The organism is Nostoc sp. MG11 (genome assembly GCF_014904695.1).
Classification (GTDB): Bacteria; Cyanobacteriota; Cyanobacteriia; order Cyanobacteriales; family Nostocaceae; genus Komarekiella.
This window is the reverse complement of record NZ_JACXXN010000007.1, coordinates 1-19,829: the sequence shown is the minus strand read 5'-3', so window position 1 is coordinate 19,829 and position 19,829 is coordinate 1. Positions and strand designations below refer to the sequence as shown.

The 19,829-nt window shown below is 40.7% G+C and carries 15 protein-coding genes and 1 pseudogene; 9 read left to right on the top strand and 7 right to left on the bottom strand.

Going from position 1 to position 19,829, the window contains the following annotated elements; translation table 11 throughout:
• Positions 1-38 precede the first annotated feature (38 nt).
• Together HCR01_RS12690 and HCR01_RS12685 are read right to left on the bottom strand one after the other, a co-directional pair.
• Positions 39-683, bottom strand: a complete 645-nt coding sequence (locus HCR01_RS12690; RefSeq protein ID WP_193196544.1) for a sigma-70 family RNA polymerase sigma factor — start codon at positions 681-683, stop codon at positions 39-41.
• A 582-nt stretch (positions 684-1,265) separates the two neighbouring features.
• Entirely contained in the window at positions 1,266-4,868 is a 3,603-nt protein-coding gene (locus tag HCR01_RS12685; RefSeq protein WP_193196543.1) for an NB-ARC domain-containing protein, read from the bottom strand.
• Positions 4,869-5,029: 161 nt separating this feature from the next.
• On the opposite strand from HCR01_RS12685, the gene psbA reads away from it, so the two are divergent.
• On the top strand, positions 5,030-6,112 hold the full coding sequence (psbA, locus tag HCR01_RS12680) for a photosystem II q(b) protein (RefSeq protein ID WP_193196542.1): 1,083 nt from the start codon (positions 5,030-5,032) through the stop codon (positions 6,110-6,112).
• Positions 6,113-6,179: 67 nt separating this feature from the next.
• On the opposite strand, the gene HCR01_RS12675 is transcribed toward psbA, so the two are convergent.
• Positions 6,180-7,490, bottom strand: a complete 1,311-nt coding sequence (locus HCR01_RS12675; RefSeq protein ID WP_193196541.1) for an aminopeptidase P N-terminal domain-containing protein — start codon at positions 7,488-7,490, stop codon at positions 6,180-6,182.
• A 290-nt stretch (positions 7,491-7,780) separates the two neighbouring features.
• Between HCR01_RS12675 and HCR01_RS12670 the strand changes: the two are divergent.
• Positions 7,781-8,401: pseudogene (locus HCR01_RS12670) on the top strand (Uma2 family endonuclease).
• Positions 8,402-8,422: 21 nt separating this feature from the next.
• On the opposite strand, the gene HCR01_RS12665 reads toward HCR01_RS12670, so the two are convergent.
• Positions 8,423-9,940: a hypothetical protein gene (locus HCR01_RS12665; RefSeq protein WP_193196540.1), complete on the bottom strand. Its 1,518-nt coding sequence runs from the start codon at positions 9,938-9,940 to the stop codon at positions 8,423-8,425.
• Between the two features lie 215 nt (positions 9,941-10,155).
• Between HCR01_RS12665 and HCR01_RS12660 the strand changes: the two genes are divergently transcribed.
• The 3 genes from HCR01_RS12660 (at position 10,156) to HCR01_RS12650 (ending at position 12,854) form a co-directional block, all read left to right on the top strand.
• Entirely contained in the window at positions 10,156-11,553 is a 1,398-nt protein-coding gene (locus HCR01_RS12660) for an amidase (protein ID WP_193196539.1), read from the top strand.
• A 206-nt stretch (positions 11,554-11,759) separates the two neighbouring features.
• Entirely contained in the window at positions 11,760-12,458 is a 699-nt protein-coding gene (locus HCR01_RS12655) for a Crp/Fnr family transcriptional regulator (RefSeq protein WP_193196538.1), read from the top strand.
• 171 nt (positions 12,459-12,629) lie between these two features.
• Complete coding sequence (locus tag HCR01_RS12650) at positions 12,630-12,854, top strand: hypothetical protein (protein WP_226889297.1); 225 nt, start codon at positions 12,630-12,632, stop codon at positions 12,852-12,854.
• Positions 12,855-13,167: 313 nt separating this feature from the next.
• On the opposite strand, the gene HCR01_RS12645 is transcribed toward HCR01_RS12650, so the two are convergent.
• Together HCR01_RS12645 and era are read right to left on the bottom strand one after the other, a co-directional pair.
• Positions 13,168-13,845: a response regulator gene (locus tag HCR01_RS12645; RefSeq protein ID WP_193196537.1), complete on the bottom strand. Its 678-nt coding sequence runs from the start codon at positions 13,843-13,845 to the stop codon at positions 13,168-13,170.
• A gap of 272 nt (positions 13,846-14,117) precedes the next feature.
• Positions 14,118-15,092, bottom strand: a complete 975-nt coding sequence (era, locus tag HCR01_RS12640) for a GTPase Era (protein ID WP_193196536.1) — start codon at positions 15,090-15,092, stop codon at positions 14,118-14,120.
• A gap of 281 nt (positions 15,093-15,373) precedes the next feature.
• On the opposite strand from era, the gene HCR01_RS12635 reads away from it, so the two are divergent.
• Positions 15,374-16,456, top strand: coding sequence for an ATP-dependent 6-phosphofructokinase (locus HCR01_RS12635; RefSeq protein ID WP_193196742.1), 1,083 nt, complete (start codon positions 15,374-15,376; stop codon positions 16,454-16,456).
• 139 nt (positions 16,457-16,595) lie between these two features.
• Here HCR01_RS12635 and HCR01_RS12630 read toward each other — a convergent pair whose 3' ends face one another.
• Positions 16,596-17,723 carry a succinylglutamate desuccinylase/aspartoacylase family protein gene (locus HCR01_RS12630; protein WP_193196535.1) on the bottom strand — a complete coding sequence of 376 codons (1,128 nt, stop codon included), beginning with the start codon at positions 17,721-17,723 and terminating at the stop codon, positions 16,596-16,598.
• 255 nt (positions 17,724-17,978) lie between these two features.
• Here HCR01_RS12630 and HCR01_RS12625 point away from each other — a divergent pair, with 255 nt between their 5' ends.
• The 3 genes from HCR01_RS12625 (at position 17,979) to HCR01_RS12615 (ending at position 19,714) form a co-directional block, all read left to right on the top strand.
• On the top strand, positions 17,979-18,761 hold the full coding sequence (locus HCR01_RS12625; protein WP_226889296.1) for a CHAT domain-containing protein: 783 nt from the start codon (positions 17,979-17,981) through the stop codon (positions 18,759-18,761).
• Positions 18,762-18,932: 171 nt separating this feature from the next.
• Positions 18,933-19,298 (top strand): hypothetical protein, encoded by a 366-nt coding sequence (locus HCR01_RS12620; protein ID WP_226889295.1) that lies wholly within the window; start codon positions 18,933-18,935, stop codon positions 19,296-19,298.
• Positions 19,295-19,714, top strand: coding sequence for a type II toxin-antitoxin system VapC family toxin (locus HCR01_RS12615; RefSeq protein WP_193196534.1), 420 nt, complete (start codon positions 19,295-19,297; stop codon positions 19,712-19,714). The genes HCR01_RS12620 and HCR01_RS12615 overlap by 4 nt, the downstream gene beginning before the upstream one ends.
• Positions 19,715-19,829 lie beyond the last annotated feature (115 nt).

Sequence of the window (19,829 nt, the reverse complement as noted above, 5' to 3'; positions counted from 1 at the left end):
TTTTAATCTTTATAATTCTGGACAATCGCTTTCTTTATTTACCACTGCTTTGTTGAGCGATCGCGTCCTGTCTTCTGCTTGCAATTTGCTTGTTGTCGCTTAACATCTTCAAATTTTAATAATCCTAGCACCTCAGCGATGCGTCCTACAAGTTCCTCCCACCGCTTGGATATTTCACCCTGGCTAACTTCCAATTCAGCAGCAATTTGAGTTTGGGTTTTCCCATTAATCTTCTCTTGCCATAGTTTGAGATACTTTTGATGAGGATAACTTTGATCAAGTTGGTAAATCGCTTCTATCGCTTTAACAATTAAATCTGCACGCTCTGTTGCTTCCAAAGTACAGAATTCATCGGGAATAGTATCTAACAGCGATATATCTGTTCCAGGAATGTTACAGTCTAAACTCTGACAATTCCGCAAACTTTCTTTACGAACAAAATCAATAATTTCACATTTAGCTACTGTAGCCGCCCAGTGATAAAATTCTTCTATTCCACCTTGTCGAAACTTGGCAGCTTGAACAGCTTGAAAAACTTTTAAATGAGCCGACTGAATAGCATCTTCCCAAGATAAGCCTGTGTTCCTAGTATATTTGCGAGCAATCTTTTCCAGGTTGTGGCAATAGTACGAGTCGCGCAGTAGCTCCTGATAATAACATTCTGATTGCTGTTTTGATATCATCTGGCACGTCCTTCTTTGTCAGGCGCTATGAGTTCAGCAGTAGGCCGTTTAAAAAATTTGGACATTACTGAATCAAAATATGATTTCGGTGAGCAAAGAATAAAGATTGATATAAGTACAAAGTCTGTTTTATACTTCCAAGATTACAGCTTGAGCATCTCAACCAACTTAGTGAAGTCAAACAAGATTTTGCGCTTTTCATCTAGAAAACATCTTATTGTTTGCTCTTGCATGGCCTCAGTTTTCAAAGTTTGTGATTACAGGCAATGATAAAATTTGGTTTTCAGCCTGTTATTTCGCTGCTATCATACTCTCGCAGTTTGCTTAAACTGGTGTGAAGCGATCACTCTGTGTCTAAACGACAACCTCCTGTAATATCTCAAACCTTCATCACACCTAGCATTGCTTAGGTTTGAAAATGGTAATAGCAAGAGCAAAACATAAGTATGTTCTTACTTTTGAACATTAAATGAATGTTACAGAGATGAATGCAATAGTTTATTAAACTTAAATAAGTATTACTTATATTTACTTTTATCGAGTGCATGCTATCTGATAACCGCTTGAGAATGAATTCTCAGGCTAATAATCGGTTCCTTCAATTGCGCCCAAGGCTAAAAGCGTTACTCGTTGAGACTCCGTTAAACCCACGACACCTGTAATGTTCATGCCCTCATAAGGCCTTGGACTTCTAAGAATTTTCAGACACTCACCAGTCTGAGTATCCCAAAGCTGGATAGTTTGGTCTTCACTACTGCTAGCGAGGATGGAATTTTGTCCTGGGCGAGAATGGATAAAAGCGATCGCATAAATCCATCGTGTGTGACCTTTCAAAACCCTCAAACACTCCCCAGTTGCCACATTCCAAATCCTCACGGTTTGGTCAGTTCCTCCGCTTGCTAACAAGCGACCATCAGGACTGAAAGCTACAGTAATCACAGCGCGAGTATGTCCCTCAAAGGTTTTTAGGCATTGGCACGTCTCAAAATCCCAAATTTTGATTGTTGCATCTTCACTGCTACTTACTAAGGTTTGCCCATCTGGACTGAATTTAGCTGACCAGATGCCGTTTGTATGCCCACGAAAGGTTTTCAGACATTCCCCTGTAGCCACGTCCCAAGCTCGAATTAGGGCATCTGCACAGCAACTAATTAGCATCTTGCCATCAGGACTATAAACAAGTGACGAGACAATATTGCTATGACTACACAACACGCCTAGACATTGCCCAATCTTGACATTCCAAATTCGCACCTGTTTGTCACTACCACCACTGGCTAAGATTTGTCCATCTGGACTAAAGGTAACTGAAAGCAGCCAGTTTGTATGACTCTGCAATATGTGCAAGCAATTTCCTGTATCTACATCCCAAATTCTCACCGTTTCATCGGCACCTGCACTGGCAATAGTCTTACCTTGAGGATGGAAAGCCACAGTTCGCACCCAATTAGTATGTCCCCTCAAGGTTTTGATGCACTGACCAGTTTGAATATCCCAGAGTTTAACGGTTTGGTCTTCACCACTGGCCAAGATTTGGCTATTTAAAGAATTATTGAGTGGAGACGTGGCTAATGCCCACACACCGCTACCATGCCCGCGAAAGGTTCTGAAACACTGCCCTGTACGAATGTTCCAAAACTTGACATTTTGGTTGTCATCACTGGCAATCAAGGTTTGTCCATCTGGACTGAACGTTAGCGATCGCACAGTGTGGGTGTGTCCTTGTATGCTTTTCAGACATTCCCCGGTGTAAATATCCCAGAATCGAATCGTTGTGTCACTGCTGCCACTTGCTATTGTTTTACCATCAGTACTACAAGCCACACACCAGACATGGGCTGTATGACCGTGGAGAGTATGCAGACATTGCCCTGCTGATACGTTCCAAATCCTCACACTGCCATCAGCACTACCACTTACCAACATTTTGTCATCTGCACTAAATGCTACAGACCAAACAATACTCGTGTGTCCTTGGAGAGTTTTCAGGCACTCTCCTGTATTGACATGCCAAAGTTTGATAGTATAGTCGGCGCTGCCACTGGCTAAAGTTTGACCGTCTTTACTGAGAGCGATCGACCAAATCCAATCTGTGTGTCCTTGCAGTGTTTTTAAACATTCCCCTGTGTGAATATCCCAGAGTTTTACCATTTGATCCATACCACCACTGGCTAGGACTGAATAACTGCCACTTAAATTTTGTTGCCGAGCTTGAGCTACAGACCAAACAAAGCCTGTATGCATCCTACTGAATACTTGTAGGCATCGACCTGTGAGATCCCATTGTTTAACAGTTTGGTCATCACTGCCACTAAATAAGGTTTGACCATCAGCACTAAATACAATGGAACGCGCCCAACCTGCGTGTGCTTCCCAGGTTAGGCATTGCTGTCCGTCTGTTGTATGCCACAGAGAAATTTTACCGAGAGTATCCCCTATTGCCAAAAGGCTGCCATCTGGACTAACTGCCAGTGTAAATGTGTAGCTCAGATTTGCAGTGAAGGTAGATTTTGTTAAATCTGAGTAGGCGAAGTTTGTCCGGTGTAAGTTAACACCTTTTAAATCAGCTTGCCAAATCGTCAAACGAGAAAAGTTGCGATCGCTTAAATTCACTTGTAGTTGATGAAGCAAATTAATAGTGTTTCCGCCCACATAACCAGTATCAGTTGGTTTCTTGCCGCGGAGTGATGCCAAAATAGTCATCAACTGAGATTCAATTCGATTTGCGGTTCCAAACAAAGAAAGCAACTGTTTAATAATAGGGTTGAGAATTAAATATATTTGAATTTCTTTAATGTAATCTTTGGCAGTGGCTTTGATTAGCGCATGGGTTTTAAAAAGATAAATCGTCTGGGTTTGAATTTCAGCACAAATATATTGAATTAAGCGACTGGTCATGTACTCCATCAACACAGGCTGTAGCGTTAATAACCCGCTGCCTTTTTCAATGAGCGATCGCCGCTCTAAAGCTTCCAGTGCTTCTAGTAGTTGAGCCGATGAAATAGGGAATAGTAAATCAGCTTGGATTTCTGGAAACGACATGGGTTCTCGGTTGATTGCCAACCAATACATAACTTCCTTTTCCAAAGCTGATAAACGGTGAAATTGTTGCTCAAGCAAATCTTGAATATCACCAAAGACAACAGCGCCTTGAGCCAGAAACCGAGAAATATTACCATCAAATAAATCACGAATAGTTGTTGCTACAATCTTCAAAGCTAGTGGATTACCTGCATAAGATTGAATTAAGGTTTGCCACTCATGGGTTGAGCCGGTAAACTTACCTTTGTAGTGAAAAATGGCTTGTATATCTGTGGTTGTTAAACCAGATAGCTGCAAAGAGCGAACTGGGAATGTTTCACCTTCAAGTACTGCTACCTCTTTAGGCTTTTCTCGGCTTGTCAAAACCAAACAACTTTGGTGACGAAACTCACCAATCCGCTTAAAAAGTTCACCGTAGCCTTCATAACCAGAGCGATATTGGCCTGTTCGACCCTCACTGCTGGTCAGAATTATCTCTGCATTATCAAGAATTAGGAGACATCGATGCTTTTGTAAATGTGTAAGCAGGCGAAAAATCTTATCGCTTACAGATTCGGGTAAATCGCCTTCTTGTTGATTAGAAAGAAATTGAATTAAGCTTGTGAGTAGCGATTCAATAGTTGGGGCATTGTGGAGCGATCGCCAAATAACATACTCAAAGTTTTCCTGAATTTTCTCACTCAACTTTACTGATAAAGAAGTCTTACCAATTCCCCCAATTCCCAATAATGCTACTAACCGACAACGGTCTTGGATAATCCATTGCTCTAAGATTGCAATTTCTTGTGTACGTCCGTAAAAAATAGAAACATCGAGGGCTTCACCCCAATCATAGTGATGAGTGCTGTTAGCGGTAGCGGGGCGTAGCCCGTGCTGAGTGGTGTTGAGTTTGCCAGAAGACCATCTTCTCAAAGACGAACGGAGGTTATCTTTAGTTACTTTCTCGCCTATTGCCTTGGAGAGCATTTTCCAGAGTCGAAAACCCACAACTTTGATGTAGTCAGCATCATAACCAAATTCTTCAGCAATCTCTGGATATGTTTTCTGTTCCCAGGACTGTCGAAAAATAACCTCTTGCAAGTCGTTTAGAGATGCTTTTCCCAGAATTATTTCAACAATAGCTAAGGCTTCTTCGACAGTCATTTGCCTATATGTTGCTTACTAAAGCTAACCATAACTTGTAACTTTCAATAACTTTTAGTTACTGCAAAGGTTCAGCAACTTTTTTAAGATGCTATCAGTTGTTGATTCCCAAAAACAACAACTTTAAATCATCAACAAAATCATTGAAATCATTTTAAACTATGACCACTATCTTACAAAGACGCTCTAGCGCCAATGTCTGGGAGCGGTTCTGTGAGTGGATCACTAGCACTGACAACCGTCTATACATCGGTTGGTTTGGTGTGCTGATGATTCCTACTCTGCTTACCGCTACTACCTGTTTCATCATCGCCTTTATCGCCGCGCCCCCCGTGGATATCGATGGTATCCGGGAGCCTGTTGCTGGTTCTTTAATTTATGGCAACAACATTATTTCTGGCGCGGTTGTTCCTTCTTCTAATGCGATCGGTTTGCACTTTTACCCCATTTGGGAAGCAGCTTCCTTAGATGAGTGGCTCTACAACGGTGGCCCTTACCAGTTAGTAATCTTTCACTTTTTAATTGGCTGCGCTTGCTACATGGGACGTCAATGGGAGTTGAGCTATCGGCTGGGAATGCGTCCTTGGATCTGTGTAGCTTATAGCGCACCTTTGGCTTCTGCTACCGCAGTATTCTTAATTTACCCCATCGGTCAAGGCTCTTTCTCTGATGGTATGCCCTTGGGGATCTCTGGAACGTTCAACTTTATGTTGGTGTTTCAAGCTGAACACAATATATTGATGCACCCTTTCCATCAATTAGGAGTTGTGGGTGTGTTTGGTGGTGCCTTCGTTTCTGCAATGCATGGTTCTATGGTCACCTCTTCTTTGGTGCGCGAAACCACAGAAAATGAATCTGCAAACTACGGTTACAAATTTGGTCAAGAACAAGAGACGTACAATATTGTTGCGGCTCACGGCTACTTAGGGCGATTGCTATGGCAATATGTTAGCTTCCAAAACTCCCGCTCATTGCACTTTGTCCTAGCGGCTTGGCCTGTGATTGGTATCTGGTTTACTGCCTTAGGTATCAGTACAATGGCATTTAACCTGAACGGTTTCAACTTCAACCAGTCAGTCATTGATGCTCAAGGGCGCGTAATTAATACTTGGGCGGATGTAATTAACCGTGCCAATTTAGGGATGGAAGTGATGCACGAACGTAATGCTCACAATTTTCCTCTGGATTTGGCCGCGGGTGAAGCAGCACCAGTCGCTTTAACTGCTCCTGCTATCCACGGCTAAGGTTTAACTGTCATTGTTTATGAGTGCTTAAATTATTTTGGGGATGGTACACACCATCCCCATTTTTTTATCGTTCCACTTCATCCACTGCTTTGGGAACCCCGGCAGTTAATACCTCGTGTCCATCAGGTGTGACTAACACATCATCCTCAATACGAATGCCAATACCAATCCATCGCGGGTTAGTCTCTGGTTGGTCTTCTGCTAATTTAGTATCTGGGACAATATAAAGTCCTGGTTCCACTGTGAGAATTTGACCCGGTTGTAAAATCTGCGGTTTATCTTCACCGTGTTGATAAACACCGACATCATGGACATCTAAGCCTAACCAATGACTGGTGCGGTGCATATAATATGGCTTATATTTCTCTTCCTCAATTAACTTGTCAATTTCGCCTTTGAGGATGCCAAGCTCTACTAAGCCTTCGGTAAGGACGTGCACAGCTGTATCATGAACTAATTTGTGGGGATTACCTGGTTGTATTTGAGCGATCGCCTGTTTCTGCGCTTCTAAAACAATCTCATACAGCGTCTTTTGTTCTGGCGTAAACTTACCACCTACAGGAAATGTCCGGGTAATATCAGAGTTGTAATAACCATAAGCGCAACCAGCATCAATTAGGAGCAACTCCCCATCCTGCATCTGGCGCACATTCTCGATGTAGTGGAGGACGCAAGCATTCGCGCCGGAAGCCACAATTGAAGGATAAGCTGGCCCCATTCCCCCCCGCAAACGAAAGATGCGTTCCATCTCAGCCTGGATCTCATACTCATAACGTCCGGGTGCGCTAATTTCTAGTGCGTAATTGTGTGCTTCAACTGCGATCGCCGCAGCTTGACGCATCAATTCCAACTCGGTTTCACTTTTAACGAGTCTCATGCTGTGGAGAACAGGCCCAGTATCTTCGATGGCAATTGGCCCTGTGCCGCGCTTGGGATAAGTCCGCAGTAAACTTTGGTAATGCCACAGAATTGTGTCATTAAAATTGCGATCGCGTCCTAAGTGGTAGTAAATGCGATCGGCTTTTTCTAAATACTGGGGTAACTTTTCATCCAGTTCGCTAATCGGATAAGCTTCATCTGCACCATAAATTTCTTTCGCTGCATCTACCCCACAGCGATAACCACTCCAAACTTCCTTTTCTCGATCTTTCGGTTGAACAAACAACACAAAGCGATGTTCTGCATGATGTGGTGCTAGCACCGCTACTGCTTGCGCTTCATTAAAGCCAGTTAGATAGAAAAAATCACTGTCTTGGCGATAAGCGTATTCAACATCGTTGTGCATTACTGCCATTGGCGCACTGCGGAAAATGGCAGTACCATTACCAATTTTTGCCATTAACTGCTCACGGCGTTGCCGATATTCTGCTTGCATAACTGAATCAATTTATAAATTTATCGTGTTATTTTACACCTTTAGCAACTATAAACTCTACAAATAATGCCTTTGATTAGTTGCTAATTTCAATTATTCTAGCCAATATTTATTTTTAATCGAATCGTAAACCATCTTGTGAATTTGTCTAAGATATTTCAAATCAAAGCGAACCACTACTTGTATGTGTATAGTTTAAGAATTAAAATAGCATTAAGTATCCTACTAGTTTGACGATGATATCGTCTGTTTGAGTTTAACAATCGCCTTGATCATGAGAGAGAATGAGCATGGTTCAATCAGTTGCAAAACCTTTAACTGTTGATGAATTCATTACTCACTATGGTGACAATGAATGCTATGAACTAATTGATAGTGAATTAATCGAAATTGAACCAACAGGGCCGCACGAGCAAGTATCTGCCTTAATTGGGCGAAAATTAAATGTAGAAATTGACCGTCAGGATCTACGCTATTTTATTCCCCATCGATGTTTGATTAAACTGCTAGGGACAAATACAGCTTTTAGTCCCGATGTAATTGTGTTAGATCAAACTCGACTGATTAATGAAGCATTGTGGCAACAATAACCTGTAATTACATCAGGAAACTCAATTAAACTAATTGCTGAAGTTATTAGCACAAACTGGCAGAACGACTACGCTCGCAAAGTTGAAGATTATGCTCTGTTAGGAGTGCCTGAGTATTGGATTGTTGATTATTTGGGCATTGGTGGTAGAGAATATATTGGGAAACCTAAACAGCCAACAATTACAATTTGCACACTGGTAGAAGACGAGTATCAAAAACAGTTGTTTCAAAACAAAGATCAACTGATTTCCTCGATTTTTCCTAACTTGCAACTAACGGCACAACAAGTCTTTGCGGCTGGGCTATCTGTTGAAATGTAGTTTATAAATAAATTCAATCTTTTAGTTTTGTATTTTAGTACCAATATTTGCATAGTTAGTTTGATAAATAGGAAGCATCTCTTTAGCCTGTATAGAGACAGATGTCCCTTCTGGAATTGCTTCTAATAAATTTATTGCTTGCTCCCATTTGGCTTTTGCTTGCTGCTCTGAATCAGGCGAATTTTGAACAAAAAAAGTAGCCTCTGTTGTTAGTTTTTGGGCTGATTCCAAGTTTGCTACTGCTTTTTGTTCAGTCAATAGTCTTTTACTGATAACGTTATAATTAACACGATAGCTAGCCAGTTGCTTCTTTGCTTGCAGAGAAATCGCTGTTTCTTCAGGAATACTTTCTAATAATTCTATTGCCTGTTGCCATTTAGTTGTTGCTTGTTTCCAAACTGCAAGAGGATGAGGCGGATTTTGAACTAAAGCCGCAGCTTCCATACCGAGGTTTTGAGCAGATTTAAAATTGGCGAACGCACTTTTTTCCTGAGTGATTAGATTCATCTGCTGAAGTTGTGGATTTTGGTTATTGATTATCTGACTACCAAAACCCAAGACTACTAAACTTGAAGCTATCACTAAAGTCAAACTTATGACTTTTTGTGTTGAGAACTTCGGCACTTCTTCTGATTGAAGATTAATCACTGCTGATTTTTCTACTTGAGGATTAATAATTGTTTTTTTACTAAGTTTTTGTTCAGTTTTTATCAGCGCTTTTTCTGCCTGTTCTTTTAAAGAATTACTATGTAGAACTAAATTAGACATCTTTTCTTTCAAAGAATCACAAGTATTGAGAATATCTGTTAACTCTTGTAAATTGCCTTCACTAGATATAATTAATTCATGATCGTCATCCAACCATTCTAAGGCAAAGCCAGATTGACCACAGAAACAGGATACTCCCAGCAATATTGTTAACATATTCTGGCTATTTTGAATAGTATCAACTATGTAACCAAGTCTTTGTTGTGTTTGTGATAATTCCTCTTGAGTATAGTTTATTTTATTAATTTGCTGCTGTAAAAGTTTAGAATTGCCAAAGCCTAAATTAATATTTAAGCTAGCATCAATATTTTGAATTTCAGTGGATAAGCTTAAATAGCTAATATGAGAATCCAGTTTAGACACCAACTGAGAATCACTTAAAATATCTGTGGCTATAGCCTGAATTAAATAACCCCATTCAATCCAACAATCAATTTTTGCTTGTAAATCAGTTAATGATATTTTTGCTTCTGGATTGCCAAACTTCGCAATGATGAATTCCTTTTTGCCATTAGCAAAGTTAGTTGGCAACATGTTAAAAATAACCAAACTTTTGGTTGAATTTAAACGAGAAAATGTGCTAACTGTAGTATTTATATCTTTATTAAATCTTAGTTCTTTAGTAATCAGTTTTTTGATATTTAGTAGCTGTTCCTGAACACTATTTATCAGGATAATTTCTTCCATGATCTTATGAGAAGTACCAATAGTTAGCTTCAAGCTATGAACAAGTTTTGGTAGCTCATTGACAAGCATTTCTAGGTCAGCCATAAATATCCCTTGGGGATTTGTTGAAAGTTTATGCGAAACAATTAAAATGTCTATGCAGCGAGGTTATAGCGTAACCACGCCTGTTGAAGGTAGGCATCCTAATTAATTAATAAATCTCAGGAGCGATAGATTTATAGTTCCCGAAAATCCTGCTAAAGTAACAATTTAAGTTGCAAAGTTGTAGAGGAAGATAAAACTACCTATTTAGCTAACTTATGAATGAAATTGACTTAGTTTTTACCCCAGCATTGGAGTTGGCGCAATTAATCCGTCGCCGGGAAGTGTCGCCATTAGAGTTGGTGGAAATATATTTAGAAAGGATTGAGCGCTTAAATCCCCAACTGGGAAGTTATTTTACGGTGATGGCAGAATTGGCGATCGCAGATGCCAAAGCCAAAACAGAAACTCTCACGACTACCTCAGAACTACCGCCATTTTTTGGTGTACCGATTTCCATTAAAGACCTCAACGCTGTAGCGGGTGTGCCTTGTACCTATGGGAATCCAGTATTACTGAACAATATCCCTGACTATAATGACGGGATTGTAGAGCGGATTAAGCAAGCTGGGTTTACTATTCTTGGCAAAACTGCAACTTCAGAAATAGGCTCACTTCCTTACAGCGAACCGATAGGATTTCCCCCAGCCAGAAATCCGTGGAATTTGGAATACACACCCGGTGGTTCTAGTGGCGGCGCAGCCGCAGCCGTAGCCGCTGGATTATGTGCGATCGCTCAAGGTTCTGATGGTGGTGGTTCGATTCGGGGGCCTGCGGCTTGTTGTAGTTTGGTGGGAATCAAGCCATCGCGAGGAAGAGTCAGTAAAGCACCTGTAGGCGATCGCCTTGCGGGAATTGCTACCAATGGGCCAATAGCTCGTACTGTTGCTGATGCTGCTGCGCTTTTGGATGCGATATCTGGTTATGTTACAGGAGATCCTTACTGGTTGCCAGATCCAGAACCATCATTTTTGTCTGCCACACAGGAAAAACCCAGTACTTTGCAAATTGCCTTTGCTACTAGCATCCCTCCCCTGGGTGAAGCTGATGCCAACTGTCAACAAGGTGTTTTGCAAACAGTTCGGTTATTAGAACAACTTGGTCATAAAGTTGAGGCAAAATGTCCAGATTTCAGCGCTTTAGTTGAACCATTTCAAATCGTTTGGCAAGCTGGGGTAGCTGCATCTGGAATTCCAGTTGAGATATTACAGCCGATGAATCGTTGGCTTTTGGCACGAACAGGTTCGGTTGCTGAGTACCTCCAGGCGGTTTCGCAAATGCAGGTAGTGGCACGGCAAATTGTGGCGTTTTTCGATAACGTAGATGTGCTAGTCTTGCCAGTTTATTTACATTCACCGATCCGGGTGGGAGAATGGGCTTCTCTAAGTCTAGAAGAGACATTCCAAAATATTATTCACTGGGTTGCTCCTTGTCCACCAACTAATGCAACTGGACAACCTGCGATCGCACTTCCTGTAGGTTTTGATAGTAATGGTTTACCCATCAGTGTGCAGCTAATTGGTAAACCAGCCGCCGAAGCTACCTTGATCAGCCTAGCAGCACAAATTGAAGCAGCTAAACCTTGGATTCAACATCGTCCAGCATTTGCAACATAATACTACTTGTACAATTCTCTAAAAAAGAGGAGCATAATATGTTATGCTCCACAAATTAAAACCTGAAAACCTAAATTAAATCTGATGCCTCTTATACTAAATTACCCAAAATAAGACTACAGATGAAAACCTCAAAACCCAGATAAAATATGACTTTCATAATTATGAATTATGAATTATGAATTATGAATTATGAATTATGAATTATGCAAGCATCCCTTGAACAACTTTCACAAGTTATCGTGTTTGCAGGTTTAGAAACAGCAGATCAAATAAGTTTGCAACCTCACACCTTATTGCAACGCCATCCCAAAGGAGAGATTATTCTGCACGAGGGCGATCACCTACCAGCAAAGCTATATGCTGTTGTCAGCGGTTCAATTCAAATTACTAAAACAGCAACAACAGGAAAAGAAACAATTCTCCGTGCCTTGGCTGCTGGTGAAATTTTTGCTGCACCTGCCTTGTTAGGCAACGGAATTTCTCCGGCGACTGTAACTGCTGAATCTGATTGTGAAATTTTCACTATCGAGCGAGATGCTTTATTAAAAGCTATTCAACAGAATCCTGAAATTGCCCTACGGATGCTGATGATTTTTAACACTCGGATTCAGCTACTTCATGAAACAGTCCACGGATTAGTTTCTGAAAGAGCTATTGTGCGTCTTGCTAGGTTAATTCAATACTTCGCTACCGAATCTGGAACTAAATCAAGTCCACAAGGTACATCTTTAAAAGTCAAATTATCTTACTACCGGATGGCTCGGAGTAGCGGGATTACTTATGAAGAATGCGTGCGTTTAATTAAAAGTATTAACTCGGTAGTTGCTTATAGTCGAGGTGGTCAGATTACGATACTCGATACACAGAAATTAGATGCGATCGCTTCTGGAGAGATAGATTAGGCTGAATATTGCCAATGAACCCTATAAGCTTTTTTGGTGTGTTTAGTAAATTTACACGGTGCTAAGTTCAGGTTAATCATAAGAGTGAGATAACTTATTTCTTACGATAGTTGCGAGCATTATCCTAAATAAGTCAGAGTAAATATACCTAACTTAGGTGAGGTTCAAAGCATGGACTCTACAGGTAAGGTTCAAATTATGGACTCGCCCTGGCATATTCCACTGCCGATGGAAGAGTCTGCAATGAGCCGAGTGACAGTTTATTTTTATAATGACGGATGGGTTCCAATTAAATATTGTTACTTGGGAAAAGCAATTTTGCTATATCACCAAGCAAGGTCAGCAGGTAAGGAAATTTTTTTATTTCCTGTTAATTTAGATCCCAATAGTTTTTAAATCTCTTTCAACTGCATCATTTTCAAAAAACTTTGCAACAAATAAATCGGCTTTAGTAAGGATGCACATCTGTGCGCCCTCAACTATCTAAATGTGTTTGAGAAGAGTATACAAGTTTTATCAAACTGATAACTTGCACCATTCTCAATTAATACTGTCACCCGTCCTGTAAGAAATTGCAGCGGCTCGTAACTCAAATCCAGGTTTAGTTTACATGGACTAAAGCCCTTTACCAGTCGTCCTTAGACGACTTTAGCTATTAGCCTTGGAATGAATTCCAAGGCGGTTGTTGGGAGAAATGCAAGATCTCAGATCAAACCAAACCAGAACGAAGCGCGACAACTGCTGCTTGTACGCGATCGTCAACTGCTAATTTGTTCATAATTCCTCTGACATGAGTTTTAACAGTGTTGGGACTGAGATAGAGTTTTTGAGCTATCTCTGGATTACTCAACCCATCTACCATGAGTTTCAACACTTCTAATTCACGCCCAGACAAGTTAGCAGCGTTGCTGGTGGGTGAGGGCGGTTTGAGATTGTCAATCACTCGCCGGGCAATTTGAGGATCGAGATAGGCTGCTCCATCAACTGCAGCGGCGATCGCACTCAGTAGTCTTTCTACACTTGCACCTTTGATACAATATGCATCTGCACCGCTAGACAGTGCAGCGATAATTTCTGTCTCTGTTGTGTGGGATGTTAGCATCACCACATGAGTTGCTGGTAGTGCCGCCTTAATTTGCTGTGTCGCTGCAATCCCATCGAGTCGCGGCAATCCAATATCCATAACAACTAAATCAGGCTTTAGTCGCAGTGCTGCTTGGACTCCCAAATAACCATCTTCTGCTTGTCCAACAATCTCTAATTGGGGATGGGCCATTAGCGATTGCTCTAGTCCCAGTTGCATCATCGGATCATCCTCGACAATCAACACCCGCAACGGGGAAGTATTAGCAGGCAAATTTAAAGGATAACCAGTATTTGGAGACATTTTTATCAGTTAGGAGTCATTAGTCACTTGTCATTAGTCATTAGTCACTTGTCATTTGTCAGTTCAGGACTTACGCAAAAATCGCCGAAAAGCTTAATTTATCGTTCGCGTAGCGTGACGGAAGCATACCGCCTTATCAGCAAGAGGTTTCCGCAAACGCCTTGGTCTTGTAGAGAAGAATTCGTAGAGCGTGCGTAAGCCCTACAGTTGTTTCTTCTTTTATACTGACTAATGACTAATGACCAATGACTAATGACCAATGACTAATTTTCCTATTCTTCCACGCGGTAGCCTAACTCTGCTAAACTTATCCGCGAATGCCGCCATTTTGGTTGGACTTTCACAAAGAGTTCTAGGTAAACTTTGCCAGCGATTAACTTTTGGATTTGCTCACGAGCTGAGCTACCTATTGCTTTGAGCATCGATCCACCTTTACCTATAAGTATCCCTTTTTGGGAATCGCGCTCTACATTGATGGTGGCGAGTACACGGGTAATACTGGGAGTTTCTTCTACTAAGTCAATAGCGATCGCTACTGAATGAGGCACTTCTTCACGAGTCAACAATAAAATTTGCTCTCGGATTAATTCGCCCATAATGAAGCGTTCTGGCTGATCAGTTACCAAGTCTGGGGGATAGTATAACGGCCCGGTTTCTAAATGTCCAATTAATAATTTTTGAAGTTGCGGTAATCCTGCACTAGTCTTCGCAGAAAATTTGACGATTTCCCATTCATGAGACTTAGCCATTTCAGCATAAGTATCATCTAGAAGTTGAGAATCTAGAGGTTGTTGATCGCTTTTATTCACACCCACAATCAGCGGTGTTTTGCTGCGAGACAGCAAATCGGCAATGTAGCGATCGCCTGCACCACAAGCTACCGAGCCATCTACTACAAACAATACTACATCTACAGATTCAATGGCAATTTTGGCATTTTGTACCAACACTTCCCCCAATTGATGATGGGGTTTATGAATTCCTGGTGTATCTACAAAAATCAATTGCGCCTCTGGTGTGGTTAAAATACCGCGCAAACGGTTACGTGTAGTTTGTGCTATCGGTGATGTAATAGCAATTTTTTGCCCTACTAATTGATTCATTAAAGTAGATTTACCGACATTAGGACGCCCAATAATGCCGATAAAACCTGATCTGAATTCAGGAGGAGCTTGGGGGATTGTGACTTCTCCTGAAAAAGAGAAGTTGTAATTATCAATACTAGTCACCTTTGGCTCCACCCTCATATTTTACAGTTGGGATAACTTGGTTTTTTCTTATACACAAAACAAGCACAAGATCACCCTATATTTTCGGGAATTGCTTTTTGCTTACGTTTAATCTACTACTGGTTCTACACTTATATTTTACAGCTGAGATAACTTTGTTTTGTTTTTAGACACAAAACAAACATAAAATTACTTTGGCATTTACAAAAAGAACTTTTGCTGAGTTTAATCTACTACTAACCCTGGTTTAAGTTTAATCTACTACTAAATATATTTGGATCAAAATGTCAAAAAAAAATATGGGAGAACGCAAACGCATTGGAATTCTTACTAGTGGAGGAGATTGTTCTGGCTTAAATGCTGTGATAAGAGCTGTAGTAAATTGTGCTGTTAATACTTACGACTGGGAAGTTCTGGGAATCCGTCAAGCTACTGTAGGATTAATGGCACATCCACCGCAAGCCACAAAGCTAGAAATTGATCAAGTTGACTCGCTGTTAACCGCAGGTGGCACAATGTTGGGTACAACCAATAAAGGCGATCCTTTTGCCTTTCCGATGCCAGATGGAAGTATATGCGATCGCTCTGAAGAAATCATCGCAGGCTACCATGAACTAGGGTTAGATGCTTTGATTGGGATTGGCGGCGATGGTAGTCTAGCAATTCTTCGTCGCTTAGCGCAACAAGGCGGTATTAACCTAGTTGGTATTCCCAAAACTATTGATAACGATATTGGCGTGACTGAACATGCTATTGGTTTTGATACAGCAGTCAATATTGCCACAGAAGCCTTAGATCGGTTACATTTTACTGCTGCTAGTCATAGCCGAGTCATGATTTTAGAAGTCATGGGACGTGATGCAGGACACATAGCAATAGCTGCGGGAATTGCGGGAGGAGCAAATGTAATTTTAATTCCCGAAATACCCTACACAATTGATCATATTTGCCACAAAATCAAAGAACGCCAAGAAAAAGGCAAAAACTATTGTTTGATTATTGTTTCTGAAGCAGTTCGTACCCAAGATGGGGAAAATGTGACAATTACAAATCGCTTAGGTCAATCTCGATATGGTGGAATTGGTGAATACTTAGCCGATAAAATCATCCAGCATATTGGCGTAGAAACGCGAGTCACAGTTTTAGGACACATTCAACGAGGTGGAACTGCTTCACCGTTAGATAGATTAGTTGCAACTGTGTTTGGTGTTGCAGCGGTTAATCTCATTGCAGAAGGTAAATACGATCACATGGTGACATGGCAAAATCGCCGAGTATTAAGTGTACCAATTACAGAAGCGATCGCTCAATATAGCGCCGTCGATCCCAATGGTACTTTGGTTAAAACCGCTCGCGGTATGGGTATTTATTTAGGCGACTAAATTTAGTGCTGAGTTGTGTCGTCAAGTTGGGTAAAAATCTATTTTCATTTTACTTGGTGTCTTTGTGTCTCTGTGGTTGAATTAATTTTTATCACCACAAAGGTACAAAGACAAAGGTTATATCTTGACAAGATTACTATTAACTAACAACGCCCAGCACAAACTCGCCTTCATTCACAGCCTGATTGGTTGCAACATCATAAACCAAACCATCATGTTGAGCAAAAACATCAATTACGCTTGGTAACTTACTTTCTTTATTAAAACTGAGAATTTGATACAGTCTTTCTCCAGCTTTGATTAAGCTACCTAATTCAATTCGAGATTGAATCATACCACCTGCGATCGCATAATATTTTTTCCTGTTACTACTAGATGCAAAAGTCATTTCATGGGTTTTTGCGTCATGCGATAAATTAGAAATTTGCAATACACCTTTTTGTATTAAATAGTTTTTCACACCCCGGACACCTTTAGAAACTGAATCAGGATTCATTTGCATTCCTGTTCCTAGTTCAAGTGTCCAAGCTTCTATATCAAATCTGATTTCTCTACCAAGCTGTTGAAAATAAGTTTCCAGTGCTAACCAAGGCTTGATAAAAGCTTCATCAAAAGCATCCCCATCATATTTATCAAGTAAAATTCCGAAATCTAGCAGGAAGTATTTTGCACTGTCTTCTCGATTGCGGAAGTAATAAAGGTAGTCTAACGCTTGATTGGTAGAACTGTGTAAATCAATTAAATAGTCCGCATCTAAACTTAGAGATTGTAATTGATAGCGAAACTTTTCAGTGTAAGGTACGCTAATAGGAGAATTAACTTTTTCTAGAAGTTTGGTAAATTGTTCCTGAATTAGAGTTAGATAATTTTGTCGAACGACTTCTTGATCAATATAAAGTTGAGATTTAGTAAAAGCTACTAAATTATCAGCTTCTTTTTCATAATCCCAAAATATCCGGTTCCAGTCTTTGGCTTCGTAAACACAATACCGTCCTGGAGAGTAATGCTGAGCGCGTTCATTTGTTCCCATTGGATTACAAACAGGAACCAACCAAATTTCTCCAGCTAAATCAGCATTATTGAGAGTTAGCAAAAACTCAATTAATTGGTGAATAACGGCATTACCAGCAATCTCTGCACCGTGCAGATTAGATTGAATATAAACCTTTTTACCCGGTTGAGCACCGATGAATTTGTATAGTTGTAAGTGTAAGCGATCGCCCGAAGCCATTTGACGTAATACAATACTTTCAATAACTGGCAGCATGAAATAACTCGGTGATGATTTGAGTAAACTATGGCTGTATCTGTACTGAATTAAAAGCCACATAAACCCAAATTCTACCAAGTTGCGGTAATTACAAAAACTCAATCTTTCTCTCTGCGCCTCTGTCTTGGAAAGTTCTGAGCGCCGGAAGTCGGCGCACCCTGCGGGAAGCAAGCTACAGACTTTCCGCCGCGTCTCTGCGTGAATTACCCAAATAAGTTAGCATCAAATAAACCAGTAACCAGCACAGCAGCAATGGTAACAAATTGGTTGCGAATCACACATCAAAGCGAAACAATCCAACTTTCCTGGCAACGCGGATATGAAAGTCCTCGCCTTGCGCCAGAAATCCTATTTCAGCAACCCTTCGATGAAGAAAACGCGGCTGAGTTGCGCTGGTATTTAGAAGATTATCTAAAGTTTCCTTACGGTATTTTTCCAGATAACGCTGTAAAAATTGAACAAAAATTACAGCATTGGGGACAACAATTATTTGAGCTAGTATTTCGCAGTACAGAGAAAGGAAGAGAGTTTTTTCAGGAAGCGACACGGGAAGGGCTAGATAACTGTGAACTGGGCATAATTTCTGATAACGCCGAAGTGCTGAATTTGCCTTGGGAGTTGCTATATTCCCCCGATTATCAATTTCTTGCACCTTCACTGGCGGGGATGTATCGCAGTCTCAGCAGTCAGGGCGTAAAAGCACCATTGCCACTAATGCCCAATGACCAACTGAATATTTTACTAGTTATTGCCCGTCCTTACGATCAGCAAGATGTTGGGTTTAAAACCATTGCCCGTCCCCTGCTGGCGGCGTTGCAACCAATACGACAGCAAGTCAACCTCAAAGTATTGCGTCCCCCTAGCTTGAAAGCATTTGAAGCAGAACTGCAAGCGAATAAGGGTTTTTATCATATCGTCCATTTTGATGGACATGGGAATTTTGACAGCGAGACACAGGGTGTTTTAGTCTTTGAAAATGAGCAGGGAAACGAGCAACTTGTTAGTGCGCGAGGTAATTTGGGCAGCGCGGGATGAGCTAGAAAAAGAGTCGTAGGGTGTAGTGCAAGATTTATTGCCAACGTCAAATCATTGATAATTTTTATTTAACCATTGGTTGCGATCGCATAAGCGTTTGCCACAAAAACGATCGTTTTCGTAACCAAAGCGATCGTTTTGGTCACGACAAGGTGGTTATTCACAAGTGCGATGTCTACAACAGGCTACACCTACGCAACATTTATAGCAGCAGTGTTTTATCCTAGAAACAAAAAGGGCAAAAGTATGCAAGCCTACAAGCTGAACGCAACAATTGATGAATCAGGTCATTTAATTATTGACGAACCTCTAAATATTGCTCCAGGGACGGTAGAAGTGATTATTTTGCAACCAGTTCCATCCTTGGAAAGTCCTAGAGAAAATCAAACCCAGTCCCAACCTGTAAAGCAAAAAAGAATAGTGGAATGCTCTATACCCATTTTGAAAGAGTGGTTGGAAAGTACAGAGCCGACTCCTTCAGATTTTGATCCCGACCAAGCCAAATGGGAATATTTGAAGGAGAAACATAATCTGTGAGAGTCTTACTAGACACTAATATAATTTTAGATTTTGCTCTTGAACGCCATCCTTTTTACAGCAATACTATACAGGTATTATCATTTATTTATCAAAAACAAATAGAAGGTTATCTTTCTGCTTCTACTTTTAGTGACCTCTACTACATCATTCGGAAAGATAAAGGTCGAGCATCTGCTTTATCTCTTTTAAATAGAATTGTAACCTTCTGTCAAGTCGCAACAGTAGACAGTACCACAATCAACATGGCATTAACTGCTAACTTTAGAGATTTTGAAGACGCTATTCAATACAGCACTGCGGTACTTAATCACTTAGATACTACTATTACTCGCAACCCTAGAGATTTTCCAGTTGCTACTCCCAGAATTATCACACCTGATGAGTTGATTCAGGAACTAACAAATACTCTATAAATAATTAAGTCAAATATATACAGCAGTTTCGAGGTAAATGAGGTACAGTAAATATTAGTGCATCGAGAATGACAATGAAAGCGTACTCCATCGATTTGCGTTCAAAAATAGTAGA

Excerpts from the sequence above, each read along its gene's own strand:
- HCR01_RS12690 (WP_193196544.1), bottom strand. The coding sequence starts at position 683 with ATGATATCAAAACAGCAATCAGAATGTTATTATCAGGAGCTACTGCGC.
- HCR01_RS12685 (WP_193196543.1), bottom strand. The coding sequence starts at position 4,868 with ATGACTGTCGAAGAAGCCTTAGCTATTGTTGAAATAATTCTGGGAAAA.
- psbA (WP_193196542.1), top strand. The coding sequence starts at position 5,030 with ATGACCACTATCTTACAAAGACGCTCTAGCGCCAATGTCTGGGAGCGG.
- HCR01_RS12675 (WP_193196541.1), bottom strand. The coding sequence starts at position 7,490 with ATGCAAGCAGAATATCGGCAACGCCGTGAGCAGTTAATGGCAAAAATT.
- HCR01_RS12665 (WP_193196540.1), bottom strand. The coding sequence starts at position 9,940 with ATGGCTGACCTAGAAATGCTTGTCAATGAGCTACCAAAACTTGTTCAT.
- HCR01_RS12660 (WP_193196539.1), top strand. The coding sequence starts at position 10,156 with ATGAATGAAATTGACTTAGTTTTTACCCCAGCATTGGAGTTGGCGCAA.
- HCR01_RS12655 (WP_193196538.1), top strand. The coding sequence starts at position 11,760 with ATGCAAGCATCCCTTGAACAACTTTCACAAGTTATCGTGTTTGCAGGT.
- HCR01_RS12650 (WP_226889297.1), top strand. The coding sequence starts at position 12,630 with ATGGACTCTACAGGTAAGGTTCAAATTATGGACTCGCCCTGGCATATT.
- HCR01_RS12645 (WP_193196537.1), bottom strand. The coding sequence starts at position 13,845 with ATGTCTCCAAATACTGGTTATCCTTTAAATTTGCCTGCTAATACTTCC.
- era (WP_193196536.1), bottom strand. The coding sequence starts at position 15,092 with ATGAGGGTGGAGCCAAAGGTGACTAGTATTGATAATTACAACTTCTCT.
- HCR01_RS12635 (WP_193196742.1), top strand. The coding sequence starts at position 15,374 with ATGGGAGAACGCAAACGCATTGGAATTCTTACTAGTGGAGGAGATTGT.
- HCR01_RS12630 (WP_193196535.1), bottom strand. The coding sequence starts at position 17,723 with ATGCTGCCAGTTATTGAAAGTATTGTATTACGTCAAATGGCTTCGGGC.
- HCR01_RS12625 (WP_226889296.1), top strand. The coding sequence starts at position 17,979 with ATGGTAACAAATTGGTTGCGAATCACACATCAAAGCGAAACAATCCAA.
- HCR01_RS12620 (WP_226889295.1), top strand. The coding sequence starts at position 18,933 with ATGTCTACAACAGGCTACACCTACGCAACATTTATAGCAGCAGTGTTT.